At 37.1% G+C, this 18,768-nt stretch carries 16 protein-coding genes; 5 read left to right on the top strand and 11 right to left on the bottom strand.

The window, feature by feature from the left end:
• The 3 genes from ACX5JI_RS20535 to ACX5JI_RS20525 all read right to left on the bottom strand — a co-directional run.
• A partial coding sequence (locus ACX5JI_RS20535; protein WP_459502882.1) for a Cna B-type domain-containing protein occupies nucleotides 1-2,181 on the bottom strand: 2,181 nt, incomplete at its 3' end.
• Nucleotides 2,182-3,476: 1,295 nt separating this feature from the next.
• Complete coding sequence (argS, locus tag ACX5JI_RS20530) at nucleotides 3,477-5,147, bottom strand: arginine--tRNA ligase (protein WP_459502881.1); 1,671 nt, start codon at nucleotides 5,145-5,147, stop codon at nucleotides 3,477-3,479.
• Nucleotides 5,147-5,584, bottom strand: coding sequence for a YwiB family protein (locus tag ACX5JI_RS20525; RefSeq protein ID WP_017153600.1), 438 nt, complete (start codon nucleotides 5,582-5,584; stop codon nucleotides 5,147-5,149). Before ACX5JI_RS20525 ends, argS begins: the two co-directional genes overlap by 1 nt.
• Before the next feature lie 205 nt (nucleotides 5,585-5,789).
• Here ACX5JI_RS20525 and ACX5JI_RS20520 point away from each other — a divergent pair, with 205 nt between their 5' ends.
• The gene (locus tag ACX5JI_RS20520) at nucleotides 5,790-6,776 is read left to right on the top strand and encodes a S66 family peptidase (protein ID WP_459502880.1); all 987 of its coding nucleotides are present in this window, start codon (nucleotides 5,790-5,792) and stop codon (nucleotides 6,774-6,776) included.
• A gap of 30 nt (nucleotides 6,777-6,806) precedes the next feature.
• Here ACX5JI_RS20520 and ACX5JI_RS20515 read toward each other — a convergent pair whose 3' ends face one another.
• Entirely contained in the window at nucleotides 6,807-7,169 is a 363-nt protein-coding gene (locus tag ACX5JI_RS20515; RefSeq protein ID WP_459502879.1) for a YxeA family protein, read from the bottom strand.
• Nucleotides 7,170-7,402: 233 nt separating this feature from the next.
• Between ACX5JI_RS20515 and ACX5JI_RS20510 the strand changes: the two genes are divergently transcribed.
• Nucleotides 7,403-8,440 (top strand): PTS sugar transporter subunit IIC, encoded by a 1,038-nt coding sequence (locus ACX5JI_RS20510; RefSeq protein WP_459502878.1) that lies wholly within the window; start codon nucleotides 7,403-7,405, stop codon nucleotides 8,438-8,440.
• Between the two features lie 316 nt (nucleotides 8,441-8,756).
• Here ACX5JI_RS20510 and speB read toward each other — a convergent pair whose 3' ends face one another.
• The 4 genes from speB to ACX5JI_RS20490 all read right to left on the bottom strand — a co-directional run bounded on the left by speB (nucleotide 8,757) and on the right by ACX5JI_RS20490 (nucleotide 12,617).
• Entirely contained in the window at nucleotides 8,757-9,629 is an 873-nt protein-coding gene (speB, locus tag ACX5JI_RS20505; RefSeq protein WP_459502877.1) for an agmatinase, read from the bottom strand.
• A gap of 243 nt (nucleotides 9,630-9,872) precedes the next feature.
• Nucleotides 9,873-10,700: a polyamine aminopropyltransferase gene (gene speE, locus ACX5JI_RS20500; RefSeq protein ID WP_459502876.1), complete on the bottom strand. Its 828-nt coding sequence runs from the start codon at nucleotides 10,698-10,700 to the stop codon at nucleotides 9,873-9,875.
• 340 nt (nucleotides 10,701-11,040) lie between these two features.
• On the bottom strand, nucleotides 11,041-12,204 hold the full coding sequence (locus ACX5JI_RS20495) for an MFS transporter (protein ID WP_459502875.1): 1,164 nt from the start codon (nucleotides 12,202-12,204) through the stop codon (nucleotides 11,041-11,043).
• Nucleotides 12,205-12,209: 5 nt separating this feature from the next.
• Nucleotides 12,210-12,617 (bottom strand): MerR family transcriptional regulator, encoded by a 408-nt coding sequence (locus ACX5JI_RS20490; RefSeq protein WP_459502874.1) that lies wholly within the window; start codon nucleotides 12,615-12,617, stop codon nucleotides 12,210-12,212.
• A 152-nt stretch (nucleotides 12,618-12,769) separates the two neighbouring features.
• Between ACX5JI_RS20490 and ACX5JI_RS20485 the strand changes: the two genes are divergently transcribed.
• Together ACX5JI_RS20485 and ACX5JI_RS20480 are read left to right on the top strand one after the other, a co-directional pair.
• Nucleotides 12,770-13,495, top strand: a complete 726-nt coding sequence (locus tag ACX5JI_RS20485; protein ID WP_459502873.1) for a glycerophosphodiester phosphodiesterase — start codon at nucleotides 12,770-12,772, stop codon at nucleotides 13,493-13,495.
• Nucleotides 13,496-13,580: 85 nt separating this feature from the next.
• The gene (locus tag ACX5JI_RS20480; protein WP_459502872.1) at nucleotides 13,581-15,632 is read left to right on the top strand and encodes a transglycosylase domain-containing protein; all 2,052 of its coding nucleotides are present in this window, start codon (nucleotides 13,581-13,583) and stop codon (nucleotides 15,630-15,632) included.
• An 87-nt stretch (nucleotides 15,633-15,719) separates the two neighbouring features.
• On the opposite strand, the gene ACX5JI_RS20475 is transcribed toward ACX5JI_RS20480, so the two are convergent.
• Nucleotides 15,720-16,229: a YwhD family protein gene (locus ACX5JI_RS20475; RefSeq protein WP_459502871.1), complete on the bottom strand. Its 510-nt coding sequence runs from the start codon at nucleotides 16,227-16,229 to the stop codon at nucleotides 15,720-15,722.
• 24 nt (nucleotides 16,230-16,253) lie between these two features.
• Complete coding sequence (locus tag ACX5JI_RS20470) at nucleotides 16,254-16,928, bottom strand: site-2 protease family protein (protein ID WP_459502870.1); 675 nt, start codon at nucleotides 16,926-16,928, stop codon at nucleotides 16,254-16,256.
• Nucleotides 16,929-17,039: 111 nt separating this feature from the next.
• Between ACX5JI_RS20470 and thmT the strand changes: the two genes are divergently transcribed.
• Nucleotides 17,040-17,225, top strand: a complete 186-nt coding sequence (gene thmT, locus ACX5JI_RS20465; protein WP_001147171.1) for a 2-hydroxymuconate tautomerase — start codon at nucleotides 17,040-17,042, stop codon at nucleotides 17,223-17,225.
• A gap of 29 nt (nucleotides 17,226-17,254) precedes the next feature.
• Here the strand turns inward: thmT and ACX5JI_RS20460 are convergent, their stop codons facing one another.
• Nucleotides 17,255-18,571, bottom strand: a complete 1,317-nt coding sequence (locus ACX5JI_RS20460) for an HD domain-containing protein (protein ID WP_459502869.1) — start codon at nucleotides 18,569-18,571, stop codon at nucleotides 17,255-17,257.
• Nucleotides 18,572-18,768: the final 197 nt, after the last annotated feature.

Raw genomic sequence — 18,768 nt, 5'->3', positions numbered from 1 at the left:
CGCCGCGCTTACTTCTTTCGTTTCGATCACTTTACCATTTTGTAGTAAGTCTACTTTAATCATGGATGGACGATCTTTCGCATTTTCGTCTTTCCATGTTTTCGTTCCTTCTACTTTTGTTTGGCCTTCTTTTATGTTTGTAATATCGTAGCCTTTGATTTCTGTTTTATATCCAGTTACTGACTGTTCTTTCACTTCATACTTATATGCTTTTCCTTCTGCATCGTATGCCGCTAAGTCTGTAAACGCATATTTCCAATTTGTTGCTTCACTTACTTCTTGTGTCGCAATCACTTGGCCATTTTGTAGTAGGTCTACTTTGATCATTTCTGGACGATCTGTTGCGTTATCATCCTTCCATGTTTTCGTTCCTTCTACTTTCGTTTGGCCTACCTTTGTATTCGTGATGTCATAACCTTTTACCTCGGATTGATATCCACCTACAGGTTGTTCTTTCACCTCATACTTGTATGCCTTGCCTTCTGCATCGTTTGCTTGAAGGTTTTCAAATGTGTACTTCCAATTTGTTGCCGCTGTTACTTCTTTTGTATCTATTACTTTGCCATTTTGTAGTAAATCTACTTTAATCGTTGAAGGACGATCTGTTGCGTTGTTATCATTCCACGTCTTCGTTCCTTCTACTTTTGTCGTTTGTACCACTTTTGTATTCGTAATGTCATAACCGTTGATTTCTGTTTGATATCCTTCTACTGGTTGTTCTTTTACTTCATATTTATACGCTTTTCCGTCTGTATCGTATGCCGCTAAATCTTTAAATTCATATTTCCAACCTGTTGCTTCACTCACTTCTTTTGTGTTGATGACCTGACCATTTCGAAGTAAGTCTACTTTAATCATGGATGGACGATCTTTCACATTATCGCCTTTCCACGTTTTTGTCCCTGCAATGGATGTCGTTTTCACCTTATTTGAAATTGGCAACTCAACTCCATTTTCAGTACCTGATTTCACTTCAAAACTTATTTTTTCTTGAGAATCGAAATCGATATAGTTTGGAGCTGAAACCTCTTGTACATAATATTTGCCTGGTTGTAAATTAGAGATTTCAATTATCCCTTTTTCATTTGTTTTATATACATCTCCAACTTGTTCACCCGCATCTTTATACAACTTAAACGAGACATTCGGGAGTACTTTTTCTTTATCTCCTTCAATATGTTTAACAATTTTTAGCATTCCTTTTGGAACTTCGTTACCTTCTGCACCACCGCCAGCTGTCATATTTTCGACCGAGTAACTACCCGATTCATTAACTGGGTCTTTGTGAAAAACTTGATAATCAATCGTATAATCATTCTTAAAAAACTCTTGCTTCTTTCCAGCTTCCGTTATAGTAGCTGTATAACCAATCGAAAAGGAGGCAAGACGTGCTTTATCCTTATAAAGCACAACTTTAAATGATTTGTCACCAGTAAAGGTAATCGTTCCGTAATGTTGCTTTTCCAACTCTTGTAGCGTTAAAGATCGACGACCTAGATAATCATCGACATTTATATAGAAACTATCCTTATTAAGTGTTTGACCTTCTTGTAAATTATCAGTCACAACAATATCGCGACTTAGCTCTTCTTTATTTAAGTTTATATTCAAGAACCAACGTACTTCATTGTCCTTACCTGAGTTCATATCACCAGTTTTATAAAAAAACGGTGGCTTTCCAGGATCTGTACCACCACCACTGCTCGGGCCGGTAATTGTTACAGATTGCTTATCTGCATTTGTACCGAAATTGGTTTCAATCTCTTTCTTTTGATCCGTTCCTACATTAGCAGCTTCCACGAAAAAGTTTAAATACCCTTTAATATTTTGCTCTGAACTCACTTTATCATTAAATGTACATACCACAGTACCTGCAGTGACTTTACAAGTACCATAATCATTTAATGGAAACTCTCTATCCAATCCTTTTAATTCTGGAGGCAGCGTTAATGTTAGTGTGTCTCCAGGCTGCAGCCTAATTCCATCTTTTTCACTGAAGTTTACAGTTACTTTAGTCCGTTCTGTGGTCTGTAGATTTGTTTTAGCAATCTGAAAACTATCCACAAACCCTGTTATATTTACCTCTGCTGCATTTGCGACGATAGGTAACAAACTCTGACCTATGGTAAACATAAAAATCATGATAATCGAAAAAATCGAAATGACTCTTTTTAAATACATATTTTATCGTATCCTCCTTGTAAAATTAAATGTAGATAAATTCCGGTACAAACATACTGTGACAAAGAGTCTATTATTCAATGCCGTTAAGTACTTACATATGTTTGGTTGCTATTATCATCTTTTTCTCTTTTTTCATCCATTCTATTGTGCTTAGAAACTTGAAGTTTAACTTTTATATAAATGATTCATCTTCCTTTAAACATTCACATGAACAAACCATTGAACAACCCTCAAACTAGAATAAGACAATTCACAAAGTATTCACGATAGAACTCATGACAATCATTCATCTTATGATGCCGCACCATTTTTAAAACTTCTTGATATTCATTGCAAAACAACTGCTCAATACATAAAAAGTTTCCGTACAGCGCATAATCAAATTTAGCCTACCAGTTAAAGAAGGCTACTAGAATACTCGCACTATGCAAGAATATTATTGAAGGTACGTTTTCTATCATCGCGATTCAAGATGACATTATCTATATGATAAAAATGCTTCGGATGAAATATTGTTTACTTATGAAAATGAAAGTCATATTCTCCAAATTTGAATATAGTAGAACGATGTTGGAAGTAAATAGAATAGGATATGATTGTCAACTGATTTCATGTGAATTATGCAAAAATATAAAATGCAGCCTTTTCATTTTTGGAGTGTATAAATTGAGTTTCGAGAAAATACTTTCCCTAATAGGTTTATGGCTATATTGAAGAGTTAAAATGAACTTATATACGTTTCACTTACTAGTTAAGAAGCGTTGGCTTTTCTAGAAAAACATTGTTTTTGGACATTAAGATATCTATATATAAATGATGATAATATCAAAACCGAGAGATTTATATCCTTCCAACATTTTTATAAAACCATAAAAACTTTATTTGGACTATATATACTAATTTAAGTATAAAACCCCTAGTTCCTTGACTTAGGTTGGAAGTTTTCAAAACAATTACTTAAACAAAGTGTTAGTTTAAGATTTGGAATAGCTGTAACAATATTCATTTGCAACAAGCATACCATGACTTGACAACATTTTATCCGCTAACACTACATGTATGGATTTTTGATAATTCACCCCCGACAACCTATTATTCTAAAATTATTACAAAAAATCAATAGTTAATTGATTTTTTGTATTTCCTTTTTATAAATACAACACATATTTGTCACATTTATTTTATAGAAGGAACAAAAAAGAGATAGCTTGGCCATCTCTTTTTTTGCACTAGTTTTTATATGAAATTGTATATCACTTCTAAACAAAAACAAGCATCTTTTCTTTTATCTATTACATCTTCTCAGGCGCAGATACACCAACTAACGCTAATGCATTTTGAAGTGTGATGCGTACTGCACGCATTAACTCATAACGAGCTTTACTTAATGCTAAGTTATCTTGGTTTAATACTTTTTCTGCATTGTAGAAACTATGAAGCGCTGCTGCTAATTCAAATGCATAACTTGTAAGTCGGTGTGGCAGACGTTTTTGTGCTGCATCTGCAACTACTGCTGGGAATTCACCAAGTTTTTTCAGTAAGTCTACTTCTTTTTCAGAAGCAACCAGTTTGTAGTTTACATCTCCACCTGCAGTTAACCCAAGCTCTTCGCCTTGACGAAGAATGCTGCATACACGTGCATGCGCATATTGTGCATAGTAAACAGGGTTTTCGTTAGATTTTGATACCGCTAAGTCCATATCGAAGTCTAAATGAGAATCACTACTACGCATCGCAAAGAAGTAACGCATTGCGTCCAGGCCTACTTCTTCCATAAGCTCACGAAGTGTAACAGCTTTACCTGTACGTTTGCTCATTTTCATTTTTTCACCGTTTTGGTATAGTTGTACCATTTGGATGATTTCTACTTCAAGCGTATCTTTATCGTAACCAAGCGCTTGAATCGCCGCTTTCATACGTGGAATGTAACCGTGGTGGTCAGCACCCCAAATGTTGATTAATTTATCAAATCCACGCTCTAATTTATCACGGTGGTACGCGATATCTGGTGTTAAGTATGTGTAAGAACCATCGTTTTTAATTAATACGCGGTTTTTATCATCGCCGTAAGTCATAGAACGGAACCAAGTTGCTCCATCCTCTTCAAAGATTTCATCACGTTCTTTTAATACTGCAAGAGCCTGATCAATTTTTCCATTTTTGTATAGTGATGTTTCAGAGAACCATACATCAAATTTAACGCGGAAGCTTTCTAAGTCTTTTTGAAGTTTTGCTAATTCATATTTCAAACCATACTCACGGTAGAATTCATAGCTTTCTTTCGCATCAGCTTTTGCATAACGATCGCCGAATTCTTCAGCTAAACGTTGACCGATACCGATAATATCTGCACCGTGGTAACCATCTTCTGGCATTTCTTTTTCTAAACCTAACGCTTGCATATAACGAGCTTCAACAGAAAGAGCTAAGTTATGAATTTGGTTACCTGCATCGTTAATGTAGTATTCGCGAGATACATCATAGCCTGCTTTTGCTAATACGTTACATAATGTGTCACCTACTGCTGCACCACGTGCATGCCCTAAGTGAAGATCACCTGTTGGATTTGCAGATACAAACTCAATTTGTACTTTTTCACCTTTACCAGTGTTTGTTTCACCGTAAGCGTCACCAGCTTTAACAATTACTGGGATTAAGTCTGTTAAGTAGCTGTTATCCATATAAAAGTTAATAAAACCAGGACCAGCAATTTCAATCTTTTCAATAGAAGCTTTTGCTTTATCAAAGTTTGCAATTACCTCTTCTGCAATCATACGAGGTGCTTTTTTCGCAACACGTGCAAGTTGCATCGCCATATTTGTAGAGAAGTCACCATGTGTTTTATCTTTTGGAGATTCTAATACAACGTTTGGAATTTGTTCTTCTGTTGCTAATCCAGCTTTTAATACGGCAGCTTTAATTTCTTCTTTAATGGATTCTTTTACTTGTTCTAAAGAGTTCATTATTTTGCCTCCTTCAAATTAATCGTAATTGTATATCGGCCAGCTTCTTGTTCACTGAGAAGCAATGCGTACGTTAAAAAGAGTTGTCCTTTTTTCTTCTCGTCCGACCATTTAAAAAGAACATTGTCCGTTTTTGTTTGCAATGCAAACGTACCAAGTTCACTCGTATACGTACCAGTTGTCCATTCACCTTTCGCATGCGTCTGACGCATCGAAACAGCACCTGAACGCATAATGAGAACTTGTTCACCTTGAATTTTAATAATCGTCTTCACTTCGCCTTGTTCGTTCGGCTCTTGAAACGTTACGTATGTACTTTGACCTTTTACATAGTATTGACCATTTGCGTCAAAAGCAATAGTTTCCTTTCGTGCCCCTTCACGGATTTCTGTTACGAAATGAACGTGTACCGGCAAGCCTGCAAGTTGTTTCTCCACGTCTTGCACACCTCTCAACATATTATAGATATGAAATAAACTTTATAATAAATCACTTTTCCTATCATATCAAAAAAAGCCTCTGTCTGTCTGCTGAAAAATCAGGAAAACTCTATGTCAAAAAACATTTTATAAAGATCTCTCTCTTATGATAAAATATCTTTTAAATCTAAATTTTCCATCATTATAAAAGGGGATGTTGTAAATGATACCACCAAAGTTAAAAAAGGGAGATGAAATTCGAGTTATTTCACCGTCTTCTAGTTTAAGTATTGTTTCAAGTTACAACCGAAATCTCGCTATTAAAAAACTAAAGAACATGGGTTTTCACGTTACCTTTTCAAAAAATGCTGAAGAAATGGATCGCTTCTCTTCTTCTTCTGTTTCTTCTCGAGTCCAAGATCTTCATGAGGCTTTTTCCGATCAAAATGTAACAGCAATTTTAACGACACTTGGCGGATATAATTCTAACGGAATGCTTCGTCATATCAACTATGAACTCATTCAAAATAACCCAAAGATTCTTTGCGGTTACTCTGATATTACCGCTTTAAGTAATGCAATTTACGCAAAAACTGGTCTTATTACATACTCAGGTCCTCATTTTTCTTCATTCGGAATGGAAAAAGGACTGGATTATACAGTCGATTATTTTTTAAAATGCATAACTGCCGAAGAACCGATAGAAATACAACCGACTGAAATGTGGAGCGATGATTCTTGGTACTTGGATCAAGAAAATCGAACTTTCTTTCAAAACGAAGGCTATGTTTCCTTAAATGAAGGTGAAGCTATTGGAGAAATTATTGGTGGCAATATGAGCACCTTTAATTTACTACAAGGCACAGCATATATGCCAAGCTTACGAGATAAAATATTATTTTTAGAAGAAGATGCTCTCACAGGAAAAGCTACCATTAAAACTTTTGATCGTTACTTACACTCTCTCATCCAACAACCAGATTTTGAACATGTCAAAGGCATTGTAATTGGGCGACTACAAAAAGAGTCTGGAGCTGTTATCGAGGATATCCAAGAGATGATTTATTCAAAACAAGAACTTTCCCATATTCCTATCATTGCAAATGCTAACTTTGGTCATACAACCCCAATCTTTACTTTCCCTATTGGTGGGCGTGTACAGGTTACATCGAATCAAACAAAAACATCCATCACACTTTTAACGCACTGAAAAAGGAGCGAATCATTTGATTTGCTCCTTTTACTCTTTTTGTAATTGTTGTAATGCCTTTTCTGGAATCGCCTCTTTTGGAATTTCAGCAAAGCTTTGCCCCTTCATCCCTTTCGCATAAATCTTAATAAATGTTCCTGATTGAAGCGAACGATTCACCATCTTTTTAATCGTTTGTTGCTTTCCAGTTTCTGTGTATCCTTTTAATGTGTATAAATACTCATCTCCCATTTTCTCCCCATTATTTATAACTGCATAATAATCTTGGATTTCTTTATTTAAAAAGAAGTTATCGACAAATGCCCCTACACCTTCTGTTTTTGATTGCAAATAATAAACTGTACCTCCCAAAATAATGGAAAATACAACTAAAACCTTTATTACTAATTTCATATAGTTCCTCCTGATTGTGTATTCTTCTTGTCGGTCTCATATTTATATCTTTATTATATGGAATGGATATACTATACACTATTGAAGTGTATTACACTTTCCTTACACTCTTGTAAGGAAAAATATTTGTAGTATTTTTCCTAATGAAAAAATTTTCCGTTTACATACATTTTGTACTATCATTGAATAATACAAATTTTCATAAACAAAATCAAAAAGGAGACTTTTTTCAAATGGCTATGTTGCAAGGTTTAGCACTACTACTCGTTGTACTTTTTCTTTTCACACTGTTTAGCTACCGCGCTCCTTACGGAATGAAGGCGATGGGCGCCCTAGCTAACGCTGCAATCGCGAGCTTTCTTATTGAGGCGTTTCACCGTTATATCGGTGGAGAAATGTTTCACAACAGCTTTTTACAATCAGTCGGACAGGCTTCCGGTAGTATGAGCGGGGTTGCAGCTGCTATTTTAGTTGCACTCGCAATTGGCGTCTCTCCCGTATATGCTGTTTTAATCGGTATTGCTACTAGCGGATTTGGTATTTTACCGGGGTTTTTCGCTGGATATGTATGTGCTTTTGTCGTGAAATTTCTCGAAAAGAAATTACCTGCTGGCGTAGAATTTTTAGCAATCTTATTCATTGCTGCACCACTTTCACGTGGAATGGCCATGCTCATGGATCCCGTTGTAAATGCAACGCTCGGGAAAATCGGCTCTATTATTTCAAGCGCAACTACAGAAAGCCCGATTGTTATGGGGATTATGCTCGGCGGACTCATCACTGTTATCTCTACATCTCCATTAAGCTCCATGGCACTAACTGCTATGCTAGGATTAACTGGCTTACCCATGGCCATTGGCAGTCTTGCAGTCGCAGCATCTGCACCAATGAACTTTATTTTCTTTAAACGTCTAAAGATTTGTTCAAAGAAAGATACAATTGCTGTGGCCATTGAGCCATTAACACAAGCTGATATCGTAGCTGCAAATCCAATTCCAATTTATACAACAAACTTTGTTGGCGGTGCACTTGCTGGTATTATTACATCCCTATTCCAACTCGTAAACAACGCACCTGGTACAGCATCACCAATTCCAGGACTCCTTGTTCTCTTTGGATTCAACGATGTAATAAAAGTAACGATTGCAGCTATATTATGCGGAATCGTTACCACAATTATCGGCTATATAGGAACGATTATTTTTCGCAAGTATCCAATTCGTTCCGCTGATGAAATTCGCGGAATCGCTTCCGAAGAAAAAGTTGCATAAGAAAAAGGGGTTAGTTCCAACTAGTGGGAACTAACCCCTTTTCGCGATATCCATGCCTTAAATTGGCTTCGCTTTTATTTTATCCAGCTACAGCGGCTAGAATGCTCGGTGGCTTCGCTTCTTCCTGTGAGGCAAAAATCGCCTCTACGTCTGAAGCTCCATCCCCCTCCCATTCTGAACGAGCCGCTTCCGCTTTTACTTTATCCAGCTACGGCAGCTAGAATCTCCGGCCATTTCACACTCTCGATCGAAGCAAAAAGCGCTTCTCAGTCGAGTGCTCCAATGACCTGCGATTCTGAGCAAGCTGCCTCCGCTTTTATTTCACCCAACCAAGAAGCATTTCCCGCACGAATTTGCTTGCTGCGATTGGTGTTTGATCACTATGATCATAGACTGGAGCTACCTCTACTAAATCTGCTCCAACTACTTTTATATCTGAATTTGCAATTGCTACGATGGAAGCTAATAGTTCTTTCGATGTAATGCCACCAGCTTCTAATGTCCCTGTTCCAGGAGCATGAGCCGGGTCTAATACATCGATATCAATTGTGACATAAACTGGGCGTCCCGCAAGCTTTGGTAATACTTCTTTTAACGGTTCTAATACGTCAAATTTGTATAGATTCATGCCTACTTCTTTTGCCCACTCAAATTCTTCTTTCATTCCAGAACGAATGCCGAAAGAATATACGTTTTCCGGACCAATTAAATCGCACACTTTACGAATTGGTGTAGAGTGAGATAAAGGCTCTCCTTCATATGACTCACGTAAATCAGTATGAGCATCCATATGAATAATTGCTAAATCCGGATATTTTTTTGCCATTGCCTTAAAAATTGGCCAAGACACTAGGTGCTCACCACCAAGACCTAGTGGAAACTTACCGGCATCTAATAGTTTTGTTACATATTCTTCAATCATGTCTATGCTGCGCTGTGGATTCCCGAATGGAAGTGGAATATCACCAGCATCAAAATATTTTACTTCTTCTAGTTCACGATCTAAATATGGACTGTACTCTTCTAGTCCAATCGATACTTCACGAATACGTGCAGGGCCAAAACGAGAGCCTGGACGGTAGCTTACTGTCCAATCCATTGGCATCCCGTAAATAACGGCCTCTGACTCTTCAAAACTTGGATGACTTTTAATAAATACTTTACCTGAATAAGCTTCATCAAAACGCATATTCTTTTCCTCCTTATGTGGAACTTAAGGTATCCCAACCTTTCATTATTTCTCAAATTTGGAGTACTATACTCCTCTTTCTCGATTTACCTCAATCTTCTTTTCACAACAAGAAGATTATTTTATTTATAATAGTGTAAGTAACTAGCATGTTCGAGTTTTTCAGACGTACACCTTAAATGAGCTACTTACACTTTTCTTTTATCTAGCTCCAGCGACTAGAATGAGCCGCTCCTGCTTTTATTACTTAATCAGATCTCCAACAAATTTCGGTAATGCGAATGCTGCTTTATGCAGTTCTTTTGTGTAATATTTCGTTTCGATGTCGTGGAAACGCTCTTCGCTTACTTCTAGTGGATCATGTTGTTTAGATCCAATTGTGAATGTCCAAAGTCCACTTGGGTATGTTGGAATGTTTGCTGTGTATAGACGTGTAATTGGGAAGATTTCTTTTACGTCTTTAAACACAGTTGTAATTAATTCTGGTGTGAACCAAGGGTTGTCCGTTTGCGCAACGAAAATACCATCTTCTTTTAATGCTTTTGAAATTCCAGCATAGAATCCTTTTGTAAATAGGTTTACTGCTGGTCCTACTGGCTCTGTAGAGTCAACCATGATTACATCATATTCATTTTCACTTTCTGCAATGTGTAGGAAACCGTCTCCTACTTTCACTTCAACGCGCTCATTATCTAACGCGCCTGCAATGGTTGGTAAGTATTGTTTTGAGTACTCAATTACTTTCCCGTCAATTTCAACAAGCGTTGCTTTCTTTACGCTTGGATGCTTTAATACTTCACGGATTACACCGCCATCGCCGCCGCCAACAACTAATACGTTCTCAGGGTTTGGATGTGTAAATAAAGGTACGTGTGCTACCATTTCGTGATAAACAAACTCGTCCTTTTCTGTTGTCATAACCATGCCGTCTAAAATAAGCATGTTTCCGAATTCTTCAGTTTCAACCATATCAAGCTTTTGAAATTCTGTTTGCTCCGTATGTAATGTGCGGTTAATACGCGCCGTAATTCCAAAATGTTTTGTTTGTTTTTCAGTGAACCATAGTTCCATCGTACAATCACGCCTTTCGCTGCAAATTTATAATAGGGACATCATTACTGTCCCCTAACAAAAATAAAACAAAACATACAAAATGTATAGTTAAAAGTACAAAAATACCGAAAATATATTTTAGTAAAATGTTTTTGTTCGCAAATTACAAAAGCACTATATTTAACAACAAAGAAAACCCTTTCGTATAAAATCGTGAATAAAATTTTATCAGCGATTTTTCAAATATATCTACCATTGTTCATAATATATCGGCGATTCGCCAAAGGATATCAACTAGCCAACAAAAAAAACGTCAAAAAAACAGGAGCCTCCTAGCTCCTGTTTCCCAACAAGCTGATTATGAAAGGGTTTTTGATTCTGATTTAGAACCTTCCCGAACAGGAATCAAAATCATCACACAACCAACCAATACAACAATTCCTCCCACTAAAAATGGACTTTGCGGCGAAATCGCATGGCCGATAATTCCTGATAAAATAGGTGCAATTGCCCCACCAAGCCAACGAACAAAATTGTATACACCAGACGTAATAGATCTTTCATAAGGTGAAATATCCATGACATAACTTGTATATAAAGCATTATTTAATCCAGATGCTAATCCTGATAAAACAATAAGCACAATTTGTAACCACATCACATTCACAAGGAATAATGCAATTAACAGAATTGCAAATACAAATAAACTAACACGCAGCAATGCTTTTGGCTCATATTTACCTTCTAATTTATGCGCTAATATCGCAGAACCGTACGCTAATGCCAGTCCCCAGCCGCAAAATACAAAACCAAGCTGAATTGCCGATAAATGCATAATAAGTGGTGAATATGCTAATACGACGAAAAATCCGTAATAATATAACATGCCTGAGATCGCACCTTGCATAAACGGCTTATATTTAATAAGGTTAAGTAATTCCCCGACACCAGCTGCCTTACGCTGTACTTTTCGCTCCGGTTCTTTTACAAAAAAGAAAACAAGAATAAATGCTAATAAAATTAAAAGACTTGTCGCGAAAAATGGATAACGCCAAGAATGTCCGCCTAGTAAACCACCTAATAAAGGACCACCGGCCATTCCTAAACCGATTGCCGCTTCATATAAACCGACCGCTTCATGTACTTCTTTACTAAGCGCAATTAATAATGTCATCGCCGTTGCGAAGAACATCGCATTACCTAGTCCCCATCCAGCACGGAACAAAGATAATTGTGCAATCGTTTGTGATACACCGCATATAAAAGCAAATACAGTTACAATTGCAAGACCGATCGTCATCATTCTCTTATCACCAAAACGGGCTGCAAATAAACCGGCTGGCAACATCATAATCGCCATCGTTAAAATATATGCTGTAAATAACATTTCCACTTGCCAATGTGTGGCCCCTATCTTCTCAGCAATAATGGGTAAAATAGGATCAACGACTCCAATACCGGAGAAGGCAAGGAAAGTAGCTAATACTGTAACCAATCTCCCAAATTTTTGTTTACTCTCCATGTTCATTACTCTCCTTTTGTTTCTTCCAAAAATATAGTGGCGCGCTCTAAACTATTCTCTAACTCTGCTTTTACGCGCTCCATTTGTTTCATTTTTGTATCTAACGTTTGTACTTGATTTTCAAGCATACCCTTAATTTCTTCGATCACTGCACGGTCACGTGGATTGTCGCTATTTCGTCTTTGCTCCATGCGCTCTTTTAATGATAAAAAATGCTGCATTTCTTGAAGGGTGATTCCTAATACTTCTTTCGCTTCTACAATCTTTTTAATACGTGCAATATCCTCATCCGTATAAAGGCGAATATTTCCTTCACTACGCTCCGGCGGATGAATTAAACCAATTTCCTCATAATAACGAAGCGTACGTTTTGTTAACCCAATTTGCTTTGTTACTTCATCAATCTTATACATGTATATTCCTCCTTCCATCACGTTATTACATTTTACGTTAACGTTAACTTTTATGCAACTGTTATGATTTTGTAAATGTTTGGTATATAGATTGTATTTTTTTCATTGCAGTTTCATAATAAAAGAAATGAAATCATTAAGGAGATTTTCAGATGAAACAACCACTTATTTTTGCCCATCGCGGGGTTAAAGGTACACATCCAGAGAATACAATGATCGCTTTCCAAGAAGCGGAGCGTGTTGGTGCTCATGGCATTGAACTTGATGTTCATCTTTCAAAAGATGGTGAGCTTGTTGTGATTCACGATGAAACTGTGGATCGCACGACAAATGGAATTGGACTAGTCTCTGAGAAGACAGTAACAGAATTACAAACGCTTGATGCCGGTAGCCATAAAAATCCCTCTTTTCACGAAGCAAAGATTCCTACCTTACGTGAAGTATTCATTTGGTTATCTACAACAACTTTACAGTTAAATATTGAATTAAAAACAGATGTGATTCACTATCCAAATATCGAGGAGAAGGTTGTTGACCTTGTTCGTGAATATCATCTTTCTAATCAAATTATATTCTCATCGTTTAATCATGATTCTGTTTCCTTACTTGCAGAACTTGCTCCTGAAATTCCGAGAGCCATTTTATATGATGAACCGATTGCTAATCCAATTGCTGAAGCAAAAAAGAGAGAGGCCACCGGATTACACCCTAATTTCCAGTTACTAACAAAGGAATTTGTCCAAACTGCAAAGCAGCAAGGTTATGTATTCCGCCCTTATACCATCAATGAATATAAAGATTTACAAACTATGATCGATTATGGCGTAGATGTTATTATTACAGATTGGCCTATGCGTGCTTTTGAGCTCCTTTCTTAAGAAAGGAGCTCTTTTTCGTTTTGTGTTTAAAATGTGAAAAAAACCTCAATACTAGTAAAAGCATATGATAAGGGGATGAAAAAAGATGGATCACACTGTAAATTTAAAACTTAAAAAATATAAACGTCTTTTCTTCACCGCACTTTTTGCATGCGTCCTTTTTTTTGTTTTTTTGTTTTTTCTTGTCATCATCGCTGCAAGGATTATGGGACCGCCACCCATTGCTGTTCCGCAAACAAGCACCTTTTATGCGAATGATGATACTGTAATGGGACAAAGCAACGGGATGCAAAAGCGCCATAACGTATCTCTTAATCAAATCTCTCCTTATGTTAGAGAAGCAACACTTTCTATTGAAGACCAACGTTTCTATGATCACCATGGCTTTGATATAAAACGAATTGCCGGCGCAATCATTGCCGATATAAAAGCAATGGCAAAAGTTCAAGGTGCTAGCACGATTACACAGCAATACGCCCGCAATCTATATTTAGATCATGATAAGACTTGGAAACGAAAAGCATTAGAAGCAATGTATACGATTCGCCTTGAAGTTAATTACAGCAAGAATCATATTTTAGAAGGGTATTTAAATACCATTTATTACGGACACGGTGCTTACGGTATTGAAGCCGCTTCCCGTCTTTACTTTAATAAATCTGCTAATGACTTAACGTTAGCAGAGGCTAGTATGTTAGCTGGTATTCCAAAAGGACCTAGCGTATACTCTCCCTACTTAAAGGAAGAACGGGCCCAAAAAAGGCAGTCCATTATTTTAGATGAAATGGTAGAACAAGGCTACATTACAAAAAAACAAGCATCCTCTGCAAAAAAAGAAAAACTTATATTTGCTTCATTGGAAACGAAAGAAGTCGTAGAAATAGCACCTTATTTCCAAGACGCTGTGCAACACTCTCTTCTTTATGACGTTGGATTAGATGAACAAACAGTGCACCGCGGTGGGCTTCGTATTTACACTACACTAGATCCAAAATTACAAACAGTAGCAGAGCAAGCTGTAAAAGATACGATCCCAGACACGACCTCTATACAAACCGCTCTTGTCTCAATGAATCCGAAAACAGGAGAAGTAGCAGCTCTTGTAGGTGGAACAGATTATAAGGAGAGTCAATTTAACCGAGCGATTCAAGCATCCCGCCAGCCAGGATCCACCTTTAAGCCGTTTCTCTATTACGCTGCACTTGAAAAGGGATTTACACCAGCAACACGCTTAAAAAGCGAATATACTGTATTTACATTAGGTGATGGTGTTTCTAAATATAAACCGAAAAATTATAAAAACTACTATGCTGATGATTTTGTAACGATGGCACAAGCCCTTGCCGTATCAGATAACGTATATGCTGTGAAAACACATTTATTTTTAGGAGAAGACTCTCTTACAAAAACCGCTAAACAGTTTGGTATCACAAGTTCACTAAAAGACGTACCATCCCTTGCACTTGGTACTTCCCCTGTAAAGCCAATTGAGATGGTGAGTGCCTACAGCATGTTCGCTAACGGTGGAAAAGAAATAAAACCAACCTTTATTCGCCGTGTTGTCGATAACGAAGGAAACATTTTATATGATGCGCATTTAGAAAGTAAACAGGTGCTCGATAAAAACAATACGTTTGTAATGGAGGAGATGATGACAGGTATGTTCAATCAAAAATTGAGCGGGTATGCCTCTGTTACAGGAAACTCCATTCTTCCAAAACTATCTCGCACCTATGCAGGAAAATCTGGTTCCACAGAAACAGATAGCTGGATGATTGGCTTCACACCACAAATTGTAACCGGTGTTTGGGTAGGATACGACCAGCCTAAATCTATTTCTAATCCAGCTGAACAAAGCTACGCCAAGAAAATTTGGGCTCTTGCAATGGAAAACGGACTAGACGGTCAGCCTAAAAAAGATTTCAAACAACCAAGTGACGTTGTCGCTGTAAATATCAATCCCGAAAATGGGAAAATTGCAACGAAAGGCTGCCCAGTTTCTGTGAAAATGTATTTTGCAAAAGGGACCGAACCGACTGAATACTGTATGGATCATGTTGATGACAAAGAGGAATTTGAGAAGGCTAGTAAAGAAAAGAAAAAAGAAAGCTGGTGGAAAAGATATTTTCCATGGTAAGTCCAATATATCGGTGCTTCCACAATATATGACCTACCAGCAAAATAGCAAAGGCTACTAGGAATTCTTCTAGTAGCCTTAAAAATTTTATTCTCCTAATAAAGCGTGACGCAATTCTTCGCTAGATTCATTCCAAATTGCTTCATTGTGCTCTTTCAAAAATGTTCCAAGTACCTTTTTCGATGGTTCGTCCATATGGTCAACCATGATGTGGCGTTTTAACGACTTATCCATTTTATTTACGTGCTCTGGAAGTGATTTATAACCACGGCGAATTTCACGGTCAACTGTCATTTCACAAGCTGTTACCCCTGCATAATAAGCCCCTTTTAGCGTTCTTTCAATTGTTACCCAAACAAGCCAATATGGTTTTCCGTTTGGAACTTCATCTTTATTCGTTAAAAACTTAATTCCTTTTTCCACAGTACTACGTGCATGCATCGCTCCAATGTCAACAAAGGCCGATTGCTCTGTTACATCTACAAAAATAGGTGAAATATTTTCTAAGCTCAGCGCTCCAACACCAAAGCCACCATGGCCATCTGTTGAGTCGTTCTTCACAATATTAAAACCAATCTTTTTCTTTTTCTCTGTCATATGTAAATCCTCCTCACTCATTTACTATATAAGACCAAATATAGGTGCAATTATACTCTCTAAGAATCCTAGTACGTACGGGATTACCACTCCGAAAATCGGCTGAATTGTATAGCGATCAAGCGGTGTAATAACAAGAATCAATAAAACAATTGATCCATACTTCTCATATTGCGTCATTTTTGCACGAATATTTGCCGGTGCCAAATCTTCAATGACACGATATCCATCCAGCGGCGGAATCGGTAATAAGTTGAAAACAAGTAGAACAATATTAAGAGTAATAAAAATTTGAAAGAATTGACGTAATGTATCTGCCACTGCAAACGGAATGGCATTTAGTACTCCAAATCTTATCAAGCTGTACCAAATAATTAAGCCTATAGCACTTAAAATAAGGTTACTAATCGGTCCTGCAATCGACACGAGCACACCAGCAAGGCGCGGTTTTTTAAAGTTGTACGGATTAACAGGTACTGGACGTGCCCAACCAAATCCAAGAATTAACACCGCAATCAGCCCAATCGGATCTAAATGCGACATTGGCGATAGCGTTAAACGCCCTTGTCTTTTTGCTGTGTCATCTCCAAACTTATATGCAACATACGCATGGGCAAATTCATGTACAGACAGTGCAATAATTATGGCCATTGCTACTAGTGGTATTTGATGCAGTGGATACCTAAATAATTGATCCATGGTTCATCTCCTCTTCTTTATGTCAAAAAAGAAAATATTTGTTTTTCCGATTGTTCCTCGCCATAATCCGTTATAATAAGATTGTAACTTACATAAAAGGAGCGATTGTACATGCCATACGTAACAGTGAAAATGCTAGAAGGACGCACAGAAGAACAAAAGAAAGCTCTTGCTGAGAAAGTAACTGCAGCAGTAAGCGAAACAACTGGTGCTCCAGAAGAAAACATCGTTGTTTTCATTGAAGAAATGTCTAAAAACCATTATGCAGTTGGTGGAAAACGCTTAAGTGACAAATAATTTCAAATTTCTTTCAGTAAGAAGCAGCCCTACGACTGCTTCTTATTTTTCCCTTCTAATAACTCAATAATTTTTTCTTTATATTTTCCTTTTTTTCCATCTTCATAGATTAAGTCATGCGGATAGAAAAGCTTTTGATCCCTTCTCTTCTTACCAGTAATCGCTTCTACAATATCAGATTCACGCGAAAGTTCTCTGAGATCTCCATTTGGCATAAGAAGTAAAATTGGAAGTCGCTCTTCTTCTTCTCCAGCACGATAAAAGTCATATGGCAAGTCCGATGTTGAATCAACAACTAAGTAATATTCTGGATCGAGTCCAATCTTTTTAAATAAACGACTTAATTCCATCCAATTATCTAAACCATGATTCTCTGTAAATTCTACATATTTAAAGAGATTACGGTTCATAAAGCGGCGACATAAGTCACTTAAGATTTGGTCATCTTCCTCCTGCCATACTTGGAAGTAGTAATACATTACGTTCTCATCTAGCTTTAAATAATCCTCTACCGTTACTTCTTCTTCAAATAAAGAATAGAAGTGAGTAGGATGGTATTTAAATGCATAATATTCCTCATGTAATGTTTTTGCACGATGTAAAATCTTTGTTAAAATAACTTCCGCACTGCGCGTTACTGGATGAAAATACACTTGCCAATACATTTGATAGCGACTCATAATATAATGCTCAACAGCATGCATACCGCTATTTTTAATTACGACTTGATCTCCATATGGACGCATCACACGCAGTATACGTTCCATATCGAAATTCCCGTACTTCACACCAGTAAAATAGGCATCTCTTAATAAATAATCCATACGATCAGCATCAATTTGGCTAGAAATCATACTAATCGCTAATTTATTATCAGACGTTTTTGCAATAACATCTGCTACTTTTTGCGGAAACTCTCGGTCTACACGGCTGAGTACATCATTAATTTCCGTGTTACCAACAATAATTTTTTGTGTGAACTTCTCATGATCTAATGAAAAAACTTTTTCAAAAGAATGTGAGAACGGACCATGTCCAACATCATGCAAGAGAGCTGCACATAAACATAATAATCTATCTTCTGCATTCCAATTTGGCCTGCCATCAAACACATCATCAATCATACGACGAATAATCTCATATACACCTAATGAATGAGTAAAGCGACTATGTTCTGCACCGTGAAATGTAAAAAATGTTGTTCCAAGTTGCTTAATACGGCGTAAACGTTGAAATTCCTTCGTTCCGATTAAATCCCAAATTACGCGATCACGTACGTGCACATATTTATGTACTGGGTCTTTAAACACTTTTGTTTCGCTGAGTTTGTCGTTTAAATATACCACACCCGACAACCTCCTTTCTTTACTACATTCTTATCTTTATTATAAACGAAATAGGATACAGAAAGAAATGAAAGACTGTGAATCAATAAAATTGCTGTTATATATAAATGCACAATGAAAAAATGACATAAAACCATTCTTTTTAGGTGGGAGAGAGCATACGGCCATGCATAGAAGCGGTCAGTTCCTCTTCCTGC

This window comes from Bacillus sp. C1 (genome assembly GCF_054570475.1).
This window is presented reverse-complemented; position numbering and strand designations above follow the sequence as displayed.

What these genes read in the sequence shown, in the direction of transcription:
- speE (WP_459502876.1), bottom strand. Translation starts at nt 10,700, where the DNA reads ATGGAACTATGGTTCACTGAAAAACAAACAAAACATTTTGGAATTACG.
- ACX5JI_RS20480 (WP_459502872.1), top strand. Translation starts at nt 13,581, where the DNA reads ATGGATCACACTGTAAATTTAAAACTTAAAAAATATAAACGTCTTTTC.
- ACX5JI_RS20510 (WP_459502878.1), top strand. Translation starts at nt 7,403, where the DNA reads ATGGCTATGTTGCAAGGTTTAGCACTACTACTCGTTGTACTTTTTCTT.
- thmT (WP_001147171.1), top strand. Translation starts at nt 17,040, where the DNA reads ATGCCATACGTAACAGTGAAAATGCTAGAAGGACGCACAGAAGAACAA.
- ACX5JI_RS20490 (WP_459502874.1), bottom strand. Translation starts at nt 12,617, where the DNA reads ATGTATAAGATTGATGAAGTAACAAAGCAAATTGGGTTAACAAAACGT.
- ACX5JI_RS20485 (WP_459502873.1), top strand. Translation starts at nt 12,770, where the DNA reads ATGAAACAACCACTTATTTTTGCCCATCGCGGGGTTAAAGGTACACAT.
- ACX5JI_RS20470 (WP_459502870.1), bottom strand. Translation starts at nt 16,928, where the DNA reads ATGGATCAATTATTTAGGTATCCACTGCATCAAATACCACTAGTAGCA.
- ACX5JI_RS20520 (WP_459502880.1), top strand. Translation starts at nt 5,790, where the DNA reads ATGATACCACCAAAGTTAAAAAAGGGAGATGAAATTCGAGTTATTTCA.
- ACX5JI_RS20495 (WP_459502875.1), bottom strand. Translation starts at nt 12,204, where the DNA reads ATGGAGAGTAAACAAAAATTTGGGAGATTGGTTACAGTATTAGCTACT.
- ACX5JI_RS20515 (WP_459502879.1), bottom strand. Translation starts at nt 7,169, where the DNA reads ATGAAATTAGTAATAAAGGTTTTAGTTGTATTTTCCATTATTTTGGGA.
- speB (WP_459502877.1), bottom strand. Translation starts at nt 9,629, where the DNA reads ATGCGTTTTGATGAAGCTTATTCAGGTAAAGTATTTATTAAAAGTCAT.
- argS (WP_459502881.1), bottom strand. Translation starts at nt 5,147, where the DNA reads ATGAACTCTTTAGAACAAGTAAAAGAATCCATTAAAGAAGAAATTAAA.
- ACX5JI_RS20475 (WP_459502871.1), bottom strand. Translation starts at nt 16,229, where the DNA reads ATGACAGAGAAAAAGAAAAAGATTGGTTTTAATATTGTGAAGAACGAC.